The organism is Paenibacillus castaneae (genome assembly GCF_002884445.1).
Classification (GTDB): domain Bacteria; phylum Bacillota; class Bacilli; order Paenibacillales; family Paenibacillaceae; genus Pristimantibacillus; species Pristimantibacillus castaneae.
In genome coordinates this window covers 595249-617762 of sequence record NZ_KZ614144.1, presented here as the reverse complement: position 1 = coordinate 617762, position 22514 = coordinate 595249, and the positions used below count along the sequence as shown (strand labels likewise).

17 protein-coding genes are annotated in these 22514 nt (G+C 48.3%); 1 reads left to right on the top strand and 16 read right to left on the bottom strand.

The window, feature by feature from the left end; all coding sequences use genetic code 11:
* Window positions 1–503 precede the first annotated feature (503 nt).
* Entirely contained in the window at window positions 504–1268 is a 765-nt protein-coding gene (locus CEF13_RS02635) for an SDR family oxidoreductase (protein WP_102709290.1), read from the top strand.
* A 511-nt stretch (window positions 1269–1779) separates the two neighbouring features.
* On the opposite strand, the gene CEF13_RS02630 is transcribed toward CEF13_RS02635, so the two are convergent.
* The 16 genes from CEF13_RS02630 to CEF13_RS02555 form a co-directional block, all read right to left on the bottom strand.
* A complete protein-coding gene (locus CEF13_RS02630) occupies window positions 1780–2616 on the bottom strand; it encodes a sulfurtransferase (RefSeq protein WP_102709289.1) in 837 nt (278 codons plus the stop codon).
* Between the two features lie 265 nt (window positions 2617–2881).
* Window positions 2882–4042 carry a tryptophan synthase subunit beta gene (gene trpB / locus CEF13_RS02625; RefSeq protein WP_102709288.1) on the bottom strand — a complete coding sequence of 387 codons (1161 nt, stop codon included), beginning with the start codon at window positions 4040–4042 and terminating at the stop codon, window positions 2882–2884.
* Window positions 4043–4579: 537 nt separating this feature from the next.
* Window positions 4580–5545, bottom strand: a complete 966-nt coding sequence (locus CEF13_RS02615; protein ID WP_102709286.1) for a quinone oxidoreductase family protein — start codon at window positions 5543–5545, stop codon at window positions 4580–4582.
* 154 nt (window positions 5546–5699) lie between these two features.
* Window positions 5700–5939, bottom strand: coding sequence for a hypothetical protein (locus CEF13_RS29115; protein WP_243864681.1), 240 nt, complete (start codon window positions 5937–5939; stop codon window positions 5700–5702).
* 14 nt (window positions 5940–5953) lie between these two features.
* A complete protein-coding gene (locus CEF13_RS02610; protein WP_243864682.1) occupies window positions 5954–6604 on the bottom strand; it encodes an alpha/beta hydrolase family protein in 651 nt (216 codons plus the stop codon).
* Window positions 6601–7839 (bottom strand): molybdopterin-dependent oxidoreductase, encoded by a 1239-nt coding sequence (locus tag CEF13_RS02605; RefSeq protein WP_102716170.1) that lies wholly within the window; start codon window positions 7837–7839, stop codon window positions 6601–6603. The genes CEF13_RS02610 and CEF13_RS02605 overlap by 4 nt, the downstream gene beginning before the upstream one ends.
* Before the next feature lie 202 nt (window positions 7840–8041).
* Window positions 8042–10348: a glycoside hydrolase family 95 protein gene (locus tag CEF13_RS02600; protein ID WP_102709285.1), complete on the bottom strand. Its 2307-nt coding sequence runs from the start codon at window positions 10346–10348 to the stop codon at window positions 8042–8044.
* Between the two features lie 259 nt (window positions 10349–10607).
* Window positions 10608–11360: a type I methionyl aminopeptidase gene (map, locus tag CEF13_RS02595; RefSeq protein WP_102709284.1), complete on the bottom strand. Its 753-nt coding sequence runs from the start codon at window positions 11358–11360 to the stop codon at window positions 10608–10610.
* A 159-nt stretch (window positions 11361–11519) separates the two neighbouring features.
* Window positions 11520–13157: a hypothetical protein gene (locus tag CEF13_RS02590; protein WP_102709283.1), complete on the bottom strand. Its 1638-nt coding sequence runs from the start codon at window positions 13155–13157 to the stop codon at window positions 11520–11522.
* Window positions 13158–13210: 53 nt separating this feature from the next.
* Window positions 13211–14065 carry a protein phosphatase 2C domain-containing protein gene (locus CEF13_RS02585; RefSeq protein ID WP_102709282.1) on the bottom strand — a complete coding sequence of 285 codons (855 nt, stop codon included), beginning with the start codon at window positions 14063–14065 and terminating at the stop codon, window positions 13211–13213.
* Window positions 14052–17033: a hypothetical protein gene (locus tag CEF13_RS02580; RefSeq protein ID WP_102709281.1), complete on the bottom strand. Its 2982-nt coding sequence runs from the start codon at window positions 17031–17033 to the stop codon at window positions 14052–14054. The genes CEF13_RS02585 and CEF13_RS02580 overlap by 14 nt, the downstream gene beginning before the upstream one ends.
* A 99-nt stretch (window positions 17034–17132) precedes the next feature.
* Entirely contained in the window at window positions 17133–18392 is a 1260-nt protein-coding gene (locus tag CEF13_RS02575; protein WP_102709280.1) for a sugar ABC transporter substrate-binding protein, read from the bottom strand.
* Window positions 18393–18473: 81 nt separating this feature from the next.
* Window positions 18474–19328: a carbohydrate ABC transporter permease gene (locus tag CEF13_RS02570; RefSeq protein ID WP_102709279.1), complete on the bottom strand. Its 855-nt coding sequence runs from the start codon at window positions 19326–19328 to the stop codon at window positions 18474–18476.
* Between the two features lie 4 nt (window positions 19329–19332).
* On the bottom strand, window positions 19333–20223 hold the full coding sequence (locus CEF13_RS02565; protein ID WP_102709278.1) for a carbohydrate ABC transporter permease: 891 nt from the start codon (window positions 20221–20223) through the stop codon (window positions 19333–19335).
* A 263-nt stretch (window positions 20224–20486) separates the two neighbouring features.
* Window positions 20487–21548, bottom strand: coding sequence for a BtaManbiosPhlase (locus CEF13_RS02560; RefSeq protein ID WP_102709277.1), 1062 nt, complete (start codon window positions 21546–21548; stop codon window positions 20487–20489).
* The gene (locus tag CEF13_RS02555; protein ID WP_102709276.1) at window positions 21545–22510 is read right to left on the bottom strand and encodes an MTP-1 family protein; all 966 of its coding nucleotides are present in this window, start codon (window positions 22508–22510) and stop codon (window positions 21545–21547) included. The genes CEF13_RS02560 and CEF13_RS02555 overlap by 4 nt, the downstream gene beginning before the upstream one ends.
* Window positions 22511–22514 lie beyond the last annotated feature (4 nt).

Genomic DNA, 22514 nt, shown 5'->3' with positions numbered 1-22514 from the left:
GCTTCGGATATGTGAATAGAAATAGATTCGTTATCCTCACGAACCCCCATGCTTGGAAGGTTCCGATGCCGAAAAGTAGGGGTTCTGATCAGCACGGCGAGAATGCATCGGAGGATATGCCAGCGCCCATGTGCAACGACCTCCCTTGGCTACGCTTGAGAGGACTTGTGGAGAAAGAAGCCCGTGGAGGACGGGCCTGGTGGAACAGTATGGTTTGAGCCAAGGCGAGGCATCCATCTGTGGCTGAACCAAACCGAACGGAACGCCAACAAAAGGCCAAGTGAAGCAAGGTAGTACCCAGAAGGGTGAATGGGCTACAATGCTACTGTTTACAGGGTGTTGAATGGTTGTTTGCAAGCCATCACAATTGAACTATCTTGTTCCGTTAGTTTAGCTTCCCGTAGGCTATTGACGATAAACATGAATTCCGAATGAGAGAGCAATATTTCAAACGTCACCTTGCAATATAATTAACCATGAATTCCAAACAAGGAGATGAAGGCATGAGTAAGTTGAAGGGTAAAATCGCTTTAGTAACCGGTGCAAGCCGGGGGATTGGTCGTGGCATTGCGTTGCGTCTGGCGCAGGAGGGCGCAGTAGTTGCAGTTCACTATGGAAAAAGACAAAATGAAGCAGAGGAAGTTGTTCATCAGATAGAGCGCAACGGAGGTGCCGCATTCGCGATCGGTGCTGACTTAAGTACCCTTAACGGCATTCATGATTTATATGCGACTTTGGATGAAGCCCTTCGGGAACGTACAGGCGATAATCGTTTTGACATTCTTGTGAATAACGCTGGAATCGGACAAATTGTAACTCTTGAAGAGACGACGGAAGAATCTTTCAACGAGGTCATGAACATTAATGTCAAAGCACCGCTTTTTGTTACCCAACAAGCTTTACCGCGTCTGAGAGATGGAGGCCATATTATCAATATCTCTTCGTTTGTAACACGTGTGGCCTCCCCCAGTGTTTTCGCCTACAGCATGTCGAAGGGTGCAGTCGACACGCTTACGCACGTCTTGGCTCAACAGCTTGGGAGCCGTAATATTACGGTGAACGCCATCCAGCCTGGCATCATTAATACAGAGATGAATGCCGGGACGTTGCAAAATCCCAATGGACAGAAATCTGCCGCTGGTCTTTCAACCTTCAAGAGGTGGGGGGAGCCTGAAGATGTTGCAGATATTGCTGCCTTTCTGGCCTCGTCGGACAGCCGTTGGGTCACTGGTCAATTAATTGATGCAAGTGGGGGATCTCATCTGTAAATTAACGGGTTCGAAAACCTGTCTGAAGAGCTAGGCTTTTATGCCTGACGGACACCTTAAACCGAAAAATCGCAGCATCGTAGCAGTCACTTGGGTGCATCTTTGCTCCGGTTGATTGCCACTTGTCATAGTATGGCAGCGAACGGAAGTCGTGACGAAAGCTTGGCGGAGCAAGTTTTGCTACGTTGTTACCAGAAGAAACCATTGCGAATCGAAATACCGGGGACGTCACCAAATGCAATCGAATCGCTCCGTATGAAGATCTTGCACTTGCTCCACACGAAAGGATTCACAGTTCCTGTTCTGGACGGACTGAGAAGGGGGGACAAGCATTCAAGAACAACCTGTCCCGACCGCCCTGTTGTGGCTGGCTCTGGGCTTCCTGCAACCACTTTCCTCGACTTCTTGTTTGCAAGCTGTTGAACGGCAAGCCCAAAGAGGGCTGCAACAGGTCACTTACTCCTAACCTGTCACAGCCCCCAAACCCGCGTGTGACGCGGCCTCTCGATTCTTATTCTTCTCCCGTCGCAATCGGATTCTCCTCGTACGAAATCCAATCGCTCCAGCTCCCCGCATACAAGCGCACTTTCGTGAAGCCTGATTCCTGTAGCGCAATGACGTTTGGCGTGGCCGTAACACCGGAGCCGCAATACACGATCAGATCGCCGTTCTTGTCCAGATCACGGAACCGATCAGATTGAGCGTCGACGTCCTTCCACGCGCCGGATTCCGTTAAACTGTCTTTCCAGAAACGGTTAATCGCGCCCGGAATGTGGCCTGCGATGCGGTCGATCGGCTCGACCTCGCCGCGGTAGCGAGGAGCTTCGCGCGAATCGATAAGCGTTACTCCCTCGCTGCCCAGCAGCTCCCTAACCTCATCCATTTCCACTAGCATATTGTGCTGCACCGTGGCAAGGTACGTCGCAGGCTGGACCACTTCCTTCTCGGTTGCTACCGGCAACCCTTTTTTGGTCCAAGCCGAGAAGCCGTTGTCCAGCACATAGACCTGCTCATGCCCCATATACTTCAGCAGCCACCACAGCCGTGAAGCCATCGCTCCGCCTTGATCGTCATAGGCGACCACAATCGAATCTTCGCTTATGCCAGCCCTGCCGAATGTCACCGTCATTGCAAAAATATCCGGAAGCGGATGGCGTCCGCCATGTTCCTCGACCTCGCCGGACAGATCCTTCTCCAGGTCCATATAAACAGCCCCCGGGATATGCGACTCCTCGTACGCTCTGAGTCCCGCATCGGGATCGTCCAAACGAAAACGGCAATCCGCGATGACTAGTTTCGGCTCACCCATTTTCTCCTTCAGCCATTCCAACGACACGATGTTATTCATTCTGACTCGCCTCTTTCGTTCATTTATGTAATCCAATATGGAACCTTTAGCCTTAGCTTGCTCCGTTAGCCTTCATATCTATAGTATATGGTGTGATTCCAATCTTCAATGGTGCGCTTCAGCCAATTATAAATCAAAGACCGGGAGTCTCTCCATTGAGGAGGCTCCCGGCCTGCTATTCCTTATTCTAGATCACTTAGTTGCAATAGCGACCGTTCTCGTAGTCCCGTACCCTATCCCGCATAGATGCAGTCAGCGGTTGTTATTATTTGATCATCTGAAATACTTGCTCGACATCTTTGTCTCCGCGGCCGGACAGGTTAACGATCAGGATCTGATCCTGATCCATTGTCGGCGCCAGCTTCTTGGCATAGGCAACCGCGTGCGCGCTCTCCAGGGCAGGGATAATACCTTCCGTACGGGAAAGTTCTTGGAACGCTTCCAGCACTTCCTCATTGGTAACAGTCGCATATTCGGCGCGCCCCGTCACCTTTAAGTGGCTATGCTCCGGCCCGATGCCCGGATAATCGAGCCCCGCGGCGATCGAATACGTCTTGCGCGGCTGACCTTCCTCGTCCAGCAGCACCAAGCACTTGAAGCCGTGGATCAGTCCTGGAACACCTTCCGTTAAGGTCGGGGCTTGATCGGGTTCAACGCCGATCAGGCGAACGCTCGGCTCGTCGATGTAATGAGCAAATGCACCAATCGCATTGCTGCCGCCGCCCGCACAAGCTACCACCGCATCAGGCAAACGACCTTCCTTCTCCAAAATCTGCTGCTTCGACTCTTCGCTGATGACCGCCTGGAAATGCTTAACCATCGTCGGAAACGGATGTGGTCCAACCGCCGAGCCGAGCAAATAAAACGTATTTTTATAATTGCGAACCAGATCGCCAAGCGCTTCGTCCACTGCGTCCTTCAGTCGACCCTGCCCCTTATCCACCGGTACGACAGTAGCACCGAGCAGTTCCATCCGGAACACGTTGAGCGCCTGGCGGCGCATATCTTCGGCTCCCATATAGATGACGCATTCCATATTAAACATTGCGCAAGCCGTTGCCGTAGCGACCCCGTGCTGTCCAGCGCCAGTCTCAGCGATAATTCGCTTGGCGCCCATCCGCTTGGCGAGCAGAATCTGACCAATGGCGTTGTTGATCTTATGCGCCCCAGTATGATTCAGATCTTCGCGCTTCAAGTAAATTTTGGGTCCTCCCCATGCTTTGGACAGCCGCTCCGCATATGTCAACGGGCTCTTGCGGCCAACATATTCACGCAGGTAATAGCTAAGCTCTTCTTGGAAATCCGGATCGTCTCTGAACTTGTAAAATTGCTCGCTCAAATAGTTTAGCACTTCCTGCAATTCCGGCGGAACGAAGCTGCCTCCGAATTCCCCGAAGTACCCCTCTTGCTGCAACTGTTGGTCCATAAGTAAGCGCCTCCATAAAATAAAATGGTAATCTATCAAAACTATATTACCATAAATTCCAGATATATTTTATATACGCGTTTTGTTATCTAATAGAATGATAAACCAGATATTTACAATAATAGACCGAGCGAAACAGTTATACTCCCATTTTCATCGTCTTCATTAAGAAATGCAGTAATAGTAAATTTATCCTCCTCGCTTTATTCATGATTAACTTATGGTACGGTTCCCCTCAGCGCATCTAAATGAGGTTTCCTATATGAGCAATAAGCCATTCCCTTCAGGTGTTCACGTTTTTGCCGGACCTTTTTTTGGCTTCGCTTGGCCCAACCTTTGCTCTCGATAGTCCTGATTTGCTGTCACCTCAATGCAACAGAGCCACTCCGGAGTCATCTGCGGGTGAATAAGGGCAAAAGGCATGCAAGGGTGCAACCTGATTTCTTTTCCTATATGTTCAAACGAAAGTAAAAAGAAGGGACGTTCTCGATTCAAAACATGAGAACGTCTCCCTTTTCGCCAACATAGCTTATCATTTTATGGTCTTAATAAAATTTTCCCTGTGCTTTTGCGGCTTTCTAGAAAACGATGCGCTTTGCGGCCATCTCGCAGTGCAAATACCGTAGGCTCAGATACCGTTACTTTCCCCTCTTCTATCCAGCGGAACAACTCGGCTGAACGGGCTGCCCGTTCCTCACGGGAAGTAAGGACATTCCAAAGATCCCCACCAGTCAAAGTCTTTGACGTATCCATCAACATTCTTGGGTCAACTGGAGTAGGGTCGCCCCCTGCCATTCCAAAAAATACGACCGTTCCCCCAATGCGAGTTGCAGCAAAACTGTCTTCGAGCGTGGAGCCTACTGAGTCATAGACTACATCCACACCTTTTCCGTTTGTCTCCTCTAGAACCTTTCTCTTCCAATCATCCGAGTACAAGAAAACCTGATTCACTCCAGCTTTCTTAGCTGCGGACGCCTTCTCCATAGAGGAGGTTAAACCAATGACCCTTCCACCGAGGAGCTTTGCAATTTGGACGAGTAGCTGTCCAACGCCCCCTGCTGCCGCATGAACCAGAATTATATCATTCTCCTTAACCGCATAACTATCTTTTGTTAAATAGTGGGCAGTCAAGCCTTGCAGCAATACGGAAGCCGCCTCTTCAAATGTAATGGTCTCTGGAAGAGGAATTGCCTTTTCCATCGGAACAGCCACTAGTTCCGCGTTAGCATATGGGACATCGGCAAATGCAACAGGGTCGCCAACACTGATTCCTTGGACATTAGCTCCCGTCTTTTCAACGACTCCCGCCCCTTCATAACCTAAAATAAACGGGGATTTGCCAGCAAGATGATAGTTCCCTTTTCTTCTATAAACATCTGCAAAATTCAATCCAATTGCTTTCATCCTTACTAATATTTCATCAGGCTCGATAACCGGATCCGCAATTTCAAGATATTCTAGTACTTCCGGTCCTCCGAATGTATTAAACACAAGTGCTTTCAATTGAACGACCTCCTCTTATATATTTTTTCGATACATTTTAATTTAATTACGATTGGAAATGCAAATCAGTTTCTCTCCTTTTGGAAGGATAAGGTGATTGATAGAAACCTCACTCACAATGCGTGAATACGGTGTTATGCGATGCCTATGCCATCTACGATATGCCCTCACAATCTCTACCCAACAGCCCAGAGAAAAACTCACCCGTCAGCGCAATAGCCTGCTCCAGCTCATCCGTCGTTCCGTCAAAAGGATGCACCGTCCCGAATGTATGGTTTGCACCCGCCAATTTCTCGAAGCGGTGCTGCGGAGCAGCTTCGCGCAGACGCTGAAAGCCTTCAAGCAGCCTTTCTGAATCCTGTTCGCCCTGAATGAACAGTATCGGCGTTTCCATCTCCGCCGCGCGGCTTACAATATCGAATCGCTCCGATTGCGATCCAGATCCTCGAAAAACGCTGCCGTGATCGGCATTTGCTGCTTCGTCCTTGCGTTCGCAACATAGCCTACTCCATCACGCAGCACCTGCTCGCGGAATGCATCGCCGAACAAGTTGACATCCGCTATCCCATTCCATGACGCAGCGCCGCGTATTTCGGGATGCTCCGCCGCGAACAGTACGCTGTTGCCGCCGCCCCGGCTATGTCCCACTAAAAATATTGGCTCCTTATTCATCTGCTCCGACAGCGGAAGGGTGCCCTCAAGCACGGCTGCAAGGACAGCCGCTAGATCCTTCTGCTCCTGCGAATAGGTATTCGCACCGAAGCGGTAGAGCTCATCGAAATCACTCTCGTTCAATCCAACTCCATTATGTGAGAAGTTAAACGTAATAACCGCAAATCCCAGATGAGCGAGCTGCTCAGAAGCATAAGGCATGAAGCCCCAATCCTTAAAGCCTTTGAAGCCATGAGCAAATAGGAGAACTGGCTTTGCCTGACCATCCTCCTTCACCCTAATATTCCCTCTTATACAGCTTCCAGGCTCCAGCTCTATCGTAAACGTCCGATGCACACGGTTCTTCAAACTCATCAGCAGCACCTTCCCCACAGCTAGTTTAATCATACCCATGCGTCCTTCGAATACCCCCTCTGCTCCCAATAGCCCGTATGCTCTTCGTCAATGAGCTCAATTCTATTCAGCCATTTCACGGATTTGTATGCATACATCTTCGGAACGACCAGCCGAACGGGACCGCCGAGGTCGCTTGGAATCGGCTTGCCGTCATGCATAACCGCAACCATGACATCGTCCATGTCAGCTTGCTCAAGCGTTAGCGTATCCGTATACACACCATCACCCGAGTAAAGCTTCACCGTTTCAGCACCAGACTGTACACCTGCCATCTTGAGCAGCTCCTTGAGCGGTATACCCTCCCATGTGTTTTTATATACGGACCAGCCGGTCACACAGTGGAAGTCACTAACCTGCACCGTGCGTTTCAGGGCAACAAACTGCTTCCAATCCCATTTCATCGCTTGGTTTACAAGTCCGTCTATCGTAAAGAACCAGTTATCATTCGAGAAGGAAGGGATCGGCGTTACCGTATATACGCGGAAATTGCCTGTTGCACCGCCGCCAATCGGCGGGGCGGAATCAGGAAGCGGATCCGGTGCCGGCAGCAGCTCATTAGTATCATTTTCGATTAATTTATCTATGGTTTGACCGCCCCCGATGGAGCCAAGCGAGCTGCCAAGCCACTTTAGAAACGAAGGCCCAACCGTGACAGCTAAGCCAATGCCAATCGCACCGCGAATGAATGCCCTGCGCGTATAAAGGGACTGCGGTGCTCCTGCGGGATGCAGTTCCGCTGCTGCTCTCTCACTCTTTATTGTGCGACGATTCGGCTCCTTAAGCCATTTGACCCGTGTAATTGAATGATAAATGATATAAGGAAGGCCGATCCACGTAAGCAAATCATGCACCGCCAAAGCCGTATTAGATACGCTGGGCCCAACCGCTCTGAACTGCCAGAGCAGCACGCCTGACCCGAACCAACCGAGCAGCAAAGCGAGTACGACGAGCACATTGAATCGCTGCCAAGGCTTCTGCTTAAGCTGCTTCCAATGCTTGCCTGCCAGCGCCAAATAATAAATCACAGGCAGGATCGAAGCGACGCCGACAACAATATGCAGCCACTTAAGCCATACCCTTCCCTCGCCAAGTACACCGCGCCAGAAGCCGCCAACGAGTATCAGCCCGGTCAATGCCAAAATAACAACAATCCATCCGTTCCACGTATGTAGAGACACTAATTTTTTGCCATAGCCTTTGCGCAATCGGTCAATGAATCCACTCATTTCGCAGCCTCCTCTTTTCTCTATTATAGCGCCGATAAGCAGCATATACGACTGCCCCCTATTTCATATCTTTTAACCATATAAAGTAAGCAGGTCACCCTCCGATTATCGGAAAATCAAGCTGCAGGAGCATGCATGAACGAAACAAAAGCCGAGTGAGATGCAGGAATTGTCCTGTCTCTCACTCGGCTTATTCTACATATTAGCTTGCGCCTTCTGAAAATTCGATATCATAAGCCGCACCCGCTTCGGTATCCAACACCTTCTTCTGAGCATTGTAAGCTACCCTGCAGGTTCCTCCATTGACCGAAATAATTCGGCATTGCTTCAGCATGCCATTATGCCATTCCATATCGATCTGGAACCCGCCGCGTGCGACAAGCCCCTTCACCTTTCCTTCTTCCCATGCCTTTGGCAGCGCAGGAAGCAGCTCCACTTCATCCCCGTGGCTTTGCAGAAGCATCTCGGCAATGCCTGCCGTTCCGCCGAAATTGCCGTCGATTTGAAACGGGGGATGACTGTCGAATAAATTAGGAAGCGTCGATTTCTTCAATAGCATTTCAAGATTAGCAAGAGCCTGCTCGCCGTCCTTCAAACGCGACCAGAAATTGGTGATCCATGCACGGCTCCAGCCGGTATGTCCGCCCCCATGCCGCAGCCGATATTCCAGCGTCTTGCGTGCGGCATCCATTCGCTCAGGAGTGGATGAATAGGTATATTGTGCTCCTGGATGAATAGCGTACAAGTGAGAAATATGGCGGTGGCCGGGCTCGACCTCTTCTACATTCTCATACCATTCCAAGAGACGGCCATCCGCTCCTATACCGGACATGGCCAGCTCCTGCCAAACGGCTTTCACTTGCTCGGTGAATTCATCGCTTATGCCTAATACTCCAGCAGCCTCAACCACACAGGCGAATACATCCCATATGATCTGTTGGTCCATCGCCGGGGCCATACATAGCCCCGCGCTTCTGCCATTCGATGCTACATACAAATTTTCCGGTGAAGAAGAAGGACCCGATACCCACTCCCCTGTTTCTGGATGCCGAACGAGCCAGTCCAGGAAGAAGAGTGCAGATTCTTTAAGGATCGGATAAGCACGCTTCTCCAGAAACGCCCTGTCTCCGGTAAATCGATAATATTCCATGAAATCGCGAACACACCAGCCCGCTCCCATAGGCCACATGCCATAGTTGACCATGCCAACCGGAGCTGTAAATAACCATGCATCAGACGTGTAGTGCGCTACAAAGCCACGGCAATCATAGACTTCATGTGCCGTCTTCCTGCCCGGCTCAACCAGCCCTTCAATCAGCTTGAAATAAGGAAGATGGCATTCCGCTAGATTCGTTACCTGTGCAGGCCAATAGTTCATCTGAATATTAATATTAATGTGATAATCACTGTCCCAAGGAGCTGCCATATGCGGATTCCAAATGCCTTGAAGATTAGCCGGCATATTGCCCAGACGACTTGAGGAGATCAGCAAATATCTTCCGAAATGAAAATACAAAGCAATCAGGTCTTGATCCTCACCGCCTTGTTGGAAAGCTTCCAGTCTCCGGTCCGTCGGGACGGAATCCGCAAGCGTTGAATGCTTGAGCCCAAGCTCTACGCGCCGAAACAGCCGCTGATGCTCCTCTATATGCTCTCTCTTCAATTGTTCGTAAGGTTTCTTCATGGCTCTCTGCAGATCTTCTTCGCACAGCTCAAATAAATTGTGGTGAAGCGGCTCCATTGGATTGTCAAAATGATAATCGGTGCGAATCGCTAGGTATAAGGTTAAAACCGTGGCACCGCTTACGAGAAGGGTTCCCTTTTCCGGCTTCACCGTGCCTCCTTCCGCTACCGCCCTTAACAAACCAGTGAATTTCACGCCCAGATGCGTAGTTCCATGAGCAGCCTGCGCGGCAAGCATCAGACAATCCTCATTCTTGACCTCGGCGAGAGTGTCTTCACCTCTTGTCAAATCAATCCTTGTGTTGATTTCGCTTTGGCCATCCGTATGCCATCGAATAACAAGCACCTGATCATTTACGCTTGAGAATGCCTCGCGGAAATGATGAACTCCCGCTTGCAGGTAAGAAACGGTTGCAACTGCCGTATCGAGGTCCAACTCGCGTCTGTATTCACTTATCGCTTCTGCATTGGAAGCTCCCAGATCATGAAGCCATACATCTCCAAACGGCTGATAGCTTCTTGGGCCTGTATGCGGAGAAAGCACCTTCTCCTGAACCAGCTGTTCTGCTTCTTCACTTTTGCCCGCGAACAACAGCTCTCTGGCTTTATGAATCGCCTGTTTCGCCTCTGGCTGGTGCATAGGCACTGGCGGACCCGCCCAAATGGACTCTTCATTTATTTGAAACCGTTCAACGGGACAATCGCCGAATACCATAGCTCCGAGTCTCCCATTTCCGATCGGCAGCGCCCGGTTCCAGCTTTCTTGCTCATCCCCTGTATTCAATGTGGATTGACGGTCGTACCATAGCTTTGTATTTTCTCCCATCGATCAGCGGCCCCTAACCTATTAGAGTCATTGTGATTCCATAACGTATGTATGCGCTTCCTACTTTCTAATAGTCAATGATACTATTCATGTGCAACACCTGCAATTGTTGTAGATACAAAGAATGGTAAATATTACTCCTGCACAGATTCTATGAATCTTCCAAAAGGATACTATATTGCTCCATTAAAAAACAGTAACCCGAGGGTGGACACTTTGTATGAAAAGTGTCCTCTCTCGGGTTACCGTTAATGCTTCATCAATCCCAGCGCGTTAATACGATGGGACCTTCCTTCGTTATCGCAATCGTATGCTCGAATTGGGCTGCCCACGCTCCATCTCTTGTACGGGCCGTCCAGCCGTCATGCGCAATGTAGATGTCGGGGCGTCCAGCTGTAATGATCGGCTCGATCGTAATGACCATCCCCTCCTCAAGCTGAATGCCCTGGCCCGGAATACCGCTGTGCATAACCTCCGGATATTCATGCATGCTTCTCCCTATTCCATGTCCGACAAAGGCGGTTACGACCTGAAAGCCTGCCCGTTCCGCTCTCGACTGAACCGCATAGCCAATGTCCCCCATCCGTTTGCCTGGCATCGCTTGCTTAATCCCTTCAAGCAGCGAGGCTTCAGCTGCGAGCATCAGCTTCTCCGTTGCGGATGTCGTGCGGCCAATCGCATATGTCCATGCCGAATCTGCCTTCCAGCCGTCCAAATCGGCAACCATATCAATCGTAACGATATCTCCAGCCTCTAGGGGCATGGAATCGGGAAATCCGTGACAGACAACCTCATTAACGGAAGCGCATGTCGCGAATGGATAGCCTTTATATCCCTTCTGGGCGGGAGTAGCTCCGCGATCAAGCATGAACCGCTCAACAAATCGATCAATTTCCTGCGTCGTAACGCCCGGCGCAATTCTCTTCGAGAGCGCTTTGTGGCAAGCAGCGACGATGCGCCCAGCCTTGCGAATTCCGCGAATATGTTCCTTCGTTTTCAGATCCACTGCCATGTGTGAACGGACCTCCTTCAAGTTCTGCATAAGCCAAATCTACAGCAAGCGAATACAGTAAAGTTCCCCTGAGCTGCACGCAAGCAGATTTGTCTATGCCTAAACTTATTCACGGAAATCGAGCCACATGCCGAATGTGCGTGACGAAATTATGTTGATCTAATAATCGATTCGATAATCGATGACCGTACCATTCACAAGCAGCTTCTTCCCTTCACGGCTTCTGATGCCATCAGCAGGTACAAGCACAATAAGCACGGCACTGTCCGCCGGAATTGTAATCATTGTATTTCCGCTGACGCTGGTACCGAGGTTAACGTGCGTGATCGCATCATATATATCACAAGCTTCAGATCCAAGCTCTACGCTCACTCTTTTCTCTTCATCATGAGGGTTATAGTATAAGTACGTTGGGTACGCAGCATTCCTGAAATAATCCGTTCTCAAGCAGTCCAGCTGCAATATAGCGGGTTCATTCGTATAGGAGATTATACCTCCGAATATACCCACATGAGAGGAACCGTAAAGTCCAAGATCGATAGATCCCCAGCTGTAACGGATGGCGTCGCCTGTCGCATACGGACTTTGATGATCCCATTTCTTCCGCAGCCCTTCATAGGCAATGACATGCTTAGGGTCACTTCGGAAGAAATGACAGGATTGTTGAATCGGCGGCAAGGCATCGGGATAAAACAACCGTGCATTGTTAGCGGCATTCAGCATCCATTTCCCCAAATCGCGGGCAAATCTGGAATCATACCGAACAAGTGGAATCAATGAAGCTGCAAGAGAAAACGTATTCGCTGCGAACGCGTATCCGCTGGAATCCTCGCGATATTCATTAGACGCATTCGCCTGCATCTGATCCCAGCGCTGTCCCCAATCCGTCAAGCTTCCGCATAATCCGTGAGCATCATAATCTCCCCAGCGTTCCGCAATGACACCCCAGCCGGAACGGCATGCGCTATCGCCGTCAAAACACCAATTCAGCATTTTGGCAACATCATAATCATATCCGAGCTCGGCGTTCATTCGGGCTGCTGTATAAGCACCGTAAGGAAGCAGGATTTCATAAAACGGATTATCCGTTGACCGTTCCAAAAACGCCATGCACCATTCTGCAGCCTCCAGATGACGGGAATTACCCCATTTGGCGTAAGCTGCATACTGCAGCCACGCGATGCCTGCAGCTGCTTCCGGCTCTTTCCACTTGCCATTATCGACGGGCTGCTGAAGCTTAAAGTCATACGACAGATGATTAAAATCTGCAGCACCGTTCTTACCGCCTAATTCATAACAAGCTTCATACCATTTATCAGCCGTCTGCAGCATAATATGCTCCAGCTTGCCTACGCTGGGATAGAAATGCGCTAGCGAATAGATGAGAACATGGGGATACACCTCATACCAGAAGCTGCTTCCCGAATTCGCATCGGTACGATTCAAGACCAAATTCTCACCGTTATCGGTATTGTAGTAGCTCTCACACATTTCTACCCAGTTATGTCCATGCTGTTCGCTTTTATCAATGCCGGCTATGGTCGCACCCAGCACCGCTGTTACACAGTTAATCGCTTCATGATTAGCAGCATCCCTAGAGGCTCCAATATAGGAGGGGAGAGCAAATGTCGCCCTTCCCGTATTTCTTCCTGTCCGATCCCACCAAATGAGCGGCAAAAAATCACCTTTCGCTTCAAAATCAAATATAAGCTCATCATAATCAGCTGCGACCTGCTTCCAATCTTTCATATGGAAGGGCGTTGGCAAGCTTGGCATTTGTTCCACTTTTCGAATCATAGGGCTAATTCCTCCTATATAAGTGTAAAATGGTATGCTGGATCGGATTTTTTTTACGTAAAATCAATCAGAATGGCGGTTTTGTCATCTGATTTTTTGACACGCGGAAAGCGAAGGCACTGCGGATCTCCTTCTTCCAATTGAATCTGCTGCTGAATATAGCCTTCGAGTCCCAAAGCCGATACGGAACGAGCGACGTCCTCCGCATTTGCCGGTTCTTCCCCGCCCGGCTTCGGCGCATATAAGCCGTCCGACATGAGGAGCAGCGTTTTTAATTTAATGCGGTTTATTTTCCCAGACTCGATGAAGCGCGACAGCTCGGGATCACCGTTTAGCACGCCGTAGCCCTCTCTCGTATTAGCGGTATGCCGGCCGCTGACGATCTGCGGCTTCACGTATGCCCATAGCTCTTCGTTTGTTCGCAGGCCTGCTGCGACCCCCTCCGCCCAAAGCGCTCTTGTTTTGTTGTCTATATGCGCAAGCTGATCATGTGTAACGGAACGGAATGAGCCATCCTCGTACTGGGCGATCAGCATACAGTCTCCCGCATGCGCGTATTCGATAAAATCATCGTCCACTCGAATTAGGATAGCGCAGGCTCCCCATAGCTCTTCCTTTCGGTCCGCTTGGATGCCGTGCTTAATCATTTCTTCACGTAATTTCTGATTCGCTTGCAGCAGAGCTTCCGTAGGAGACCACTCAGTATTCGCAGGGCACGGCAAGGCTTGTAAAAAATCAGATAGGATTTGGGCGGCATAATAACCGCCCGTTTCACCATTCTTGCCCTTGAACGGGACAAGCGAGGTCGCACCGTCAATGACGCCATACATATTTAATGAAGGATTTAGAGCAAGCGAATCCTCATTAAGCGGACTGCTGCCTTTCACAGTTATGTTAGTTAGCTTCATGGTACTTTCTCCTCCGTATCGTAACAATAAATACAAGAACACCAACTAAACCAGCGGCTATGATTGCGTATAACCATCTCATGCTATTGCCATTCTCCACATACTCAAGCTCGAATGAACGAACGCCCACGCTCGCTTTGTCCGCACCTTCTGCAAGAAACCACAATTGCATCTCGACATTATCATCCAGTTGAAGCTCCGGATAGGCTTCCTTCAGCTTCACCTTTAAATCGTAGGAGGCTTTGCCAATCGAGCTTGTCGGTGCTTGGACAACCAGCCCTTCCTGTTGCCCGCGCATATAGAGCATAATAGACCATTGATCTGTAACATCTGCAATATCAACCGTCAAGACGGGGTTCTGCGCAAAATCAACGGTCATAAATGGCGAGCTTACGCCGCCTCGATTAAGAATGCTGTCCTCTTGGATGACAGCCGTATCTTGATCGATAATGACTCCCCCTTGAAAGGACGGCGCCGATTGCCACTCAACCATGGAAGACGCCTTTTGCAGACCCGACCATTCCTCCTTATTAAGAGGCTGATCATCCTGATAGAACATATCCACGCGTTGGAACTCGGCCTGCGCACCTTCCGCGCCCGCAGCAATCAACCATATTTCTACATCTTGTACGCCCAAATAGGTCATATCCGGATGCATACGCCGCATTTCCTTCATCACGTCAAGAATAAAGTGCCCCGTTTCCGTTCCATCCGGTTTCACATAATAACCCCAAGGCTCGCCCTTCACATGCATTTGCAGCGCCCATTTGGCACTGACGCTGTCTATGTCGACGATTGCGTAGGATTTCCTGCTGAAATCCAGCTGGAAGACTGGGCTCGTTATTCCACCGTAACCGCCAGCATCATTATTCTCAGTAACCTTGAGCTTGCCTTGATCAGCCGCAGCGTAACCAGGCATCGCTTCAATAGGCTTCCACTCCAGCATGCTCTCCGGTCCAGCGTTCAAGATGGATTCTCCGCCTTCATTTCGAGCGAACAGCTCAATTTCCGCTTTATCGATTTGGCCGCTCGATGATTCCAGCACTGCTTCCAGTTGGTGAAATCCATTGCCGAACGCGGTCGTGTCTAATTCCAGTTGGCCCGGAAACCCTTCTCCTGAGTAAATCTCCTTGCCTGCGAAGGAAACCGTCAGCTTACGGATCGTCTGCTTAGCCGGTACGGCCGTTTCCAAATCTAGCTTTAGCTTTCCGCTAACCAGCTGTCTCTTCTGCAACGAAACAATATTAACCGCTGGTTTAGCAGCGGGCGCAACGAATACGTCATTAATATGCGTTTGCTGCTCTTTCGTGGATAGCGATCCTTCTGCAGGAACGATGACGATGACCGCTGCCGTATCGCCGCTCATGCGAAGCTCAGCCTTGTCCTTCACATCCTTTGCCACATAGCTGCCTGTAACGGAGTCGTACAAATCAACGGGCTCATTGCCTAAGTCGGTTATCTCTACGTTTTGTTCAGACTCATAAGGATTATAATACAAGAAAGTCGGATAAGCCGCTTCATGATAATAATCCGTTTTCAAAGCGTCGATTTTTAATATGCCTTCCACGTTCGTCTTCTCAATCAAGCCGCCAAGATAACCGGCGAATGATCCGCTATATAGAGAGAAATCGGTATTTCCCCATGCATAAACCGTCGGATCACCGCTGGCGTAAGGTGATTTTCCGTTAAGCTCTTTTCGCAGTCCCTCATAAGGAATGACATGCTGCGGGTCTCCTTTCCAATCGGAGCCGGATTGATAATCTGAAGGAAGCTCGTCTGCGTAGAACAATCTTGATTGATTGGCTGCGTTCAGCATCCATTTGCCGATATCACGCGCATAACGCGGATCGTAACGAACTACCGGGGCCAGCGCGCCGAACGCTGCGAATGTATTCATAGCAAAAGCATAGCCGCCATTATCATTAAGACTGCCAAGCAAGCCGTGAACGTTGTAATCTCCCCATTTCTCCGTCATGGTTCCCCAGCCGTCCCTTACCTTGCTGCCGCCGTCGAACACCCAGTTGATCATTTTGCTCACATCATACTGTTTGCCCTGCTCAGCATTCATCCTTGCGGCTATATATGGAGCCGAATAAAGCAAAACCTCATAGAGCGGATTATCCTGCTGCCGTTCCAGAAAATCCATGCTCAGCTCAGCCGCCTTCAAATAATCGGCATTTCCGAATTTCGCATAGGCCAAATATTCCAGCAAAGCTACACCTGCGGCTGCATCCGGCTCTGTCCATTTCTCGTTTCGGAAGGGCTCCATCTTGTGAAAATCAAAAGCAGTATAATTGAAATTCGCCCGTCCGTATTTCCCGCCTAGCTCCTGAACAGCCGCCGCCCACTTGTCTGCCGTGTCGCGCATAATTTGCTCAGCGTCCGCAACATCAGGATAATAAGAGGTCAACGCGTAAAATAATACGTGCGGCAGCAGTTCATACCAAAACGTTTGACCGCTCACCGTTTTCGGGTTGTTCAAAATGACGTTTTCTCCGTTATCCTTATTATAGAAGGTTTGCAGCATTTTCACATAATCATGGCCGTTTTGATCACTCTTGTCGATACCGACCAAAGTTGCGCTCAGCACGGCAGCCATCATATTGATCGCTTCCTGTGATCCGTCTGCTCCCTGCGAGAATTTGCCGACATACGACATCAGACCAAACGTATCCCCGTCTAAATTATGGTGGGTCTGATCCCACCAGCCTACCGGCAGAAAGGTTCCCTGCTTCGTAAAGTCAAATACGAATCGGTCATAGGCGAGAGCCGTTTCCTTCCAGTCCTTAATTAGAAGAGGCTCTGGCATATTCGGCATTTGCTGCATGATATTAATGCGCTTTTGTACGGCTGGCCCCGATGCCTCCTGCTGTACGCTTTCTCCATAAACGGCATTACCGCCGATTTCTCCTAACCCTAAGCTCCCTATTAAAATGGCTAATGCCACAATTAATCCTTTTCTCCACATGAATTGGCTTCCCCCACTCTATCCGCTTATAAAAAACACCCGCCGTTGCCGGAGTTTATGCGCTCCGTTGGCGGCAGGTGTTCATTCAGGCAGTACCTGTTATTTTGTAATCGTGTTAATTTTATCGATAGTGCTCTTCACAGCTGCATTCACGTCATCACCTTTTTCAATGGCTTGAGTCAGCTTCTCCCAGATCGCTCCATCAATTTCGCCTTGCTTCGGCTGGTTGTTGAAGCCCCTAGCAACTTCTGATGCTTGACGAATAGTTTCAACTGCATATTCTTTTTCTGGGCGGCTTGTTTTAATTAGATCAAATCCGCTTTTTGTTGGCGCTACTACTTTCCACTGGTGGATTGCATTTGTCATATCTACAAGCGCTTTAGTTGCAATTTCAGGATTTTTCGTTGAGCTTGCCATTGCCGTTACTCCGATCCAGCTGAACGTTACTTTCTCTGTTCCATGCGGAGGCAAGACCATACCTACTTTGAAGCTCGACGATTTCTCGAAATCATCACCCGCACCGCCTACGAACATAGCTACTTTTCCTGTTTTGAACATATCGCCGTTACCCATGGAATCCGCTTGAGCACGTGCTGGAGCAATTCCGGATTTCACAACGGATTGATACATTTCCAAGCCTTTGATCGATTCAGGAGAATCCAGCTTGATGTTGCCGTCTTTATCAAATACATCGCCGCCGTATGACCATGTGTACATCGCCGTTGGGATATTGTTCAACAAAGCGCCCCATTCGCCGTCCTTGGTCAATTGCTTGCCAGCTGCTATAAAGTCTTCCCAAGTCCAGTCATTAGTCGGAAGCTCAACGCCCGCTTTTTCAAACATATCTTGGTTGTAATAAAGCATATAAGGCTGGGAGATCCATGGCAATGCATACAATTTATCTTTATATTGTCCTACATCAATTGTACCTTGGAAATAGTCGTCAGCTTTATAGCTTGCTAGTCCATTCAGATGCTCATCAAGCGGAGCGATTGCGCCCAAGCTCGCATATTGCGCAATATATTCCTGAGACAGCCACATGAAATCTGGAGATTGTTTACCAGCAATCATGGTTTGCAGCTTTTGATAATAGTCAGCAGGAATACTTTGTACTTCAATCACATAATCTGTTGCAGTTGTATTCACTTTTGCTACCAATTCTTCAAATTCTCTCAGCTCTTCTGCTCCTGCCCATGTCGCTACCTTCAGCTTCACTTTATCAGCAGGCTTCTCCGTGTTTTTCCCGTTGTTAGCGGGTGCATTGCTGCTATTTGAGCCGCCGCATGCAGCCAAAACAACAGTTAATGCTAGCATTATTGCGATAAGAAGTCCAAATCTTGCCGTTACATTCTTTTTCATGTGTAGAAATCCCCTTATTTTATATTTGAAATTGATTCCGACTGTATCATCGGATATCAAGATTCATCGTGTCTGCGTTCTTTATCCCTTAATACCGCTTAATTTAATACCTTCTACAAAATGTTTTTGGGCCATAAAGAAAACGATAAGTACCGGAAGAAGAGCCAGGATCGAACCTGCCATAAGCGGGCCCCATTCTACCTTCATTACTCCCTTAAACATAGACAATCCAAGAGTAAGCGTAAATTTATCAACATCATTCAAATAAATAAGCGGACCGAGCAAATCGTTCCAGCTTCCTTGGAAGGAGAAAATACCGATCGTAACGAGTGCAGGAATAGATAGCGGAAGAAATATTTTGCAAAAAATCGTAAAGCTGCTTGCTCCGTCGATAACGGCCGATTCTTCCAAATCCTTCGGAACCGCTAGAAAGAACTGCCTGAGAAGAAAGATGAATACCGGAGCGCCTCCAAAAAAACCAGGAATGACAAGCGGCAAGATTGAATTGCTCCATCCAATTTCACTAAACCCGATAAACACCGGAATCATTGTCACTTCACCTGGAAGCATGATCGTGGAGAGTACGAGCATAAACCATATGTTTTTACCAGGAAATTGAAATCTAGCAAACCCGTATGCCACAAAGGCGGAAACAAATACATTAGCCAACAGTTGTAATACAGTAATGACTAACGTGTTCTTAAAGAGAACAAAAAAGTTGATTTCCGTGATAGCCCTTGTGTAGTTATTCCAATGCAATCCGTCCGGCAAAAACTGAGGAGGGATTTGAAAGATGACATCTCCTGATTTCAATGAAGTTGAAATCATCCATATAAGCGGAAACAAGGTGCTTAAGGAGAATATCCCAAGCAAGATGTACAAGCTAATGCTGCGAAAAACCTTTTGTTGTTTTCTCCCCATCCCGTAAGAAGCCATTATCTCACCGTCCTTTCCGTTTTTTTGGTTTGGCTTCGCTCTCGTAGTAAACCCAAGCCGAAGACGACTTAAAGGCCATCAGTGTAAGTAACATGATAATGACGAATAATATCCATGCCATTGCGGTCGCATAACCCATTTTGAAAAACTTAAACGCATTCTCATACAAATAGATCATGTAGAAACGTCCCTCATTATCTGCGCCGCCGATAATATAAGCGTCTCCGAACTTACGCATTGCACCCACAATCCCCATAATAAGATTGTAGAAAATAACCGGTGTCAGCATCGTCAGTGTAATATGCTTGAACTTCTGGAAGGCATTCGCCCCATCAATATCCGCAGCCTCATACAAATGACCGGGAATATCCTGCAAACCCGCGAGATAAGTAAGCATGCCGCCTCCTGCTCCCCAGAAAACCATCATCAAATACGATGGCATAACGAGAGACCCTTCGGTTAACCAGCCAAGCGGAGCAATACCAATCTTAGAGAGCAGCAAATTGATCAGTCCGAAATCCGTGTCCAATATCCATTTCCACAGCAAGGAGATCGATACCCCTGATACGATAGCCGGCAAATAGAGCGCGGTTCGGAAGAAATATACCCCTTTAACCTTCGTGTTCACCAAGATTGCGATTAGTAATGAGGTCGCAATGCCTAATGGTACAGAAATGATTGCGAATCTGATTGTCACCCATAAAGCTTTCTGGAAATCTTCGTCTTTCATGAGATTTAAGTAATTATCAAACCCGACATACTTCGGTTTATTGAACGTGTCCCACTCCGTTAAGCCTACATAAAATGCAAAAACTAGAGGAGCGACCGTAAATACAAGAAATCCGATGATCCACGGAGATATATACATATAACCCGTATATTTTTTTGACCGCACATTGTATCCCCCTATAAATCAGTTGTCTTATTCAGCATGACAGCTAACCAAACAAGATGAATTGTAATGTTGAATGTAACCGTTTTATATTTCATATTCTAAATTACTTTTAGATTTTGTCAACATTATTCACAAAAAATAATTGTGAATTATTCGCATTTGTAATGTGTATTTGTAATGTTTAGTCATGCATCATACAAAAAAAGAAATGTAAAGAAAAGAAAACAGTCTGATAGACTGTCTCCCTCCCCCTTCTTCCTTCATTACTCATAGACCATGCTGTTTAATATCTCTTTAAGGCTGAGCTCTGCACAGGCCATCGAAGTATCAGCAACGCCATAGTACATTTTCACAATATCCCCATCGACAATCGCTCCGCAGGAAAATACAACATCTCCAAAGAAGCCTTTCTTCTCATAAGGAGCGTCCGGTTCCAAAACCGGCTTATCCGAGCGCGCAATTACCTTCGCAGGATTGTCCAGATCAAGCAAAACAGCCCCCATACAGTAACGATGCTCCTTCGTCGCTCCATGGTACAATTGGAGCCAGCCCTTTTCTGTTTTGATAGGAACCGCTCCGCCGCCGATCCGGCCGCTATCCCACATTCCGTCCCGCAGGCCCATCAGATGCTTGTGATTCCCCCAATAAAGCAGGTTGTCTGATTCTGCGATCCAAATCTCCGGCATGCCGACGCTTTTCATCGTGGGACGATGGAGAGCATAATATTTGCCGCTAATTTTTTCCGGGAAAATGAGCACATCCTTGTTATCAGGGCAGAAGATCATCCCATGATGAGTATAGCTGGCAAAGTCTTTGGTGGAGACCATGGATTCGCCAATCCCTTCCGGGGACACAACGGAAAAGTAAATATAATAAACATCGCCGATTTGCGTTACACGCGGGTCCTCCACCCCAAATATTTCTTGAGCGTTGGATGGATAAATAAACGGAACGTCATCTATTGTAAATCGATGACCGTCCTTGCTTCGCGCGATGCGAACGTAAGAAATAGAAGTCAAATAGGCAAAGGTTGCGCTTTGTGTACGGTCTCTAACGACACGGGGATCGGAAAAGTCATATCTCTCATCATTACGATTCAATTCGACAAGATCTAGTTTTCCCGTGCCCGTATTGTATACGGGAGCCAATACGATATTCGGGTCATCGCTTATCGGTTGCTCAGCCACTCGAAGAAGCAGCAGCGTTTCACCGTTATATTGGGCAACACCAGCATTAAATGCACCAATAACCTTGAAGCCTTCATGATAAGGCATCACATCGGCAGGCGTTATTAATGGATTTTCTTCATAGCGATAAATGTTCATCCTTTATTCACCTCTAAGCCTTCAAATTTCTGAAAAGGATCAGGAATCGTTATTCGATGAGCCTCTGCATCGCTAATTCCTGCATACAGGTCGGCTGTACCGTCTTCGCGTCTTACAAGCCCGCCGCTGAAAACGACATCAACCAAATCCTTTCTTTTGGACTCGCCCGGTAGAAACTTATCGCGAATCGCTATCAATTCAATATCCGAGAACTCGCCCGTAATCGGATTAATTGCAAATACCATAGGATAATAATGGCGGTTCTCAGCATCATCGAAGCTTGCGATGTGGCCCAAAATTCCAATTAATCCGTTCGACAGCACATGGACTTCATTCCCGCCGCCCCACTCCGCTTCGATGAATTGGTTTTGTAGAAGAGGTGTTTGCTCAATCTGTTCAATCGTTAATTCCGCTAGAGAAGATAGGCGCATGAACCCGATTTTGCCGCGTCCGCCCTTCTCTCCCTGCGGTCTTGTTAACAGGGCAATGCTGCCGTCATGAAGCTCTGCTATACGAAGATCCTTCATGCCGTTCGGGCCGGTAAAAAATAAAGAAAGATCTTGAAGACGCTTACCTTTGTACATCACAGTTCTCCACGCAAGCGCGCCTTCGTTAACGGGATGAGGATAAACCTCTACTCCGCCAAGCACTAATTCTCCATTTACTCTTGTAAAGAAAGGGTCCTGAAGCGTCAGCTCCGGCATGCCATCTCTAGGCACCCATGCTCCGTCCCGTTCAACGAAAAACATAATATTCGAATGCTCGCTGTCTCTAGATTCGACGCGTCCGGCAATGACCTGCTCGCCTTCGTCTTCAAATGGAGCCGTAATGTTATACACATCGCGCTCCCCTACCCCTGTAAAGCTTAATTTAACAGCGTTCGCCGTATGCTCGCCTTTGTTCAAATACTCATTCAGCAGTGCTGCGCACGTTTTTACTTCATTTTTAATCAGCTTTGTCATCATA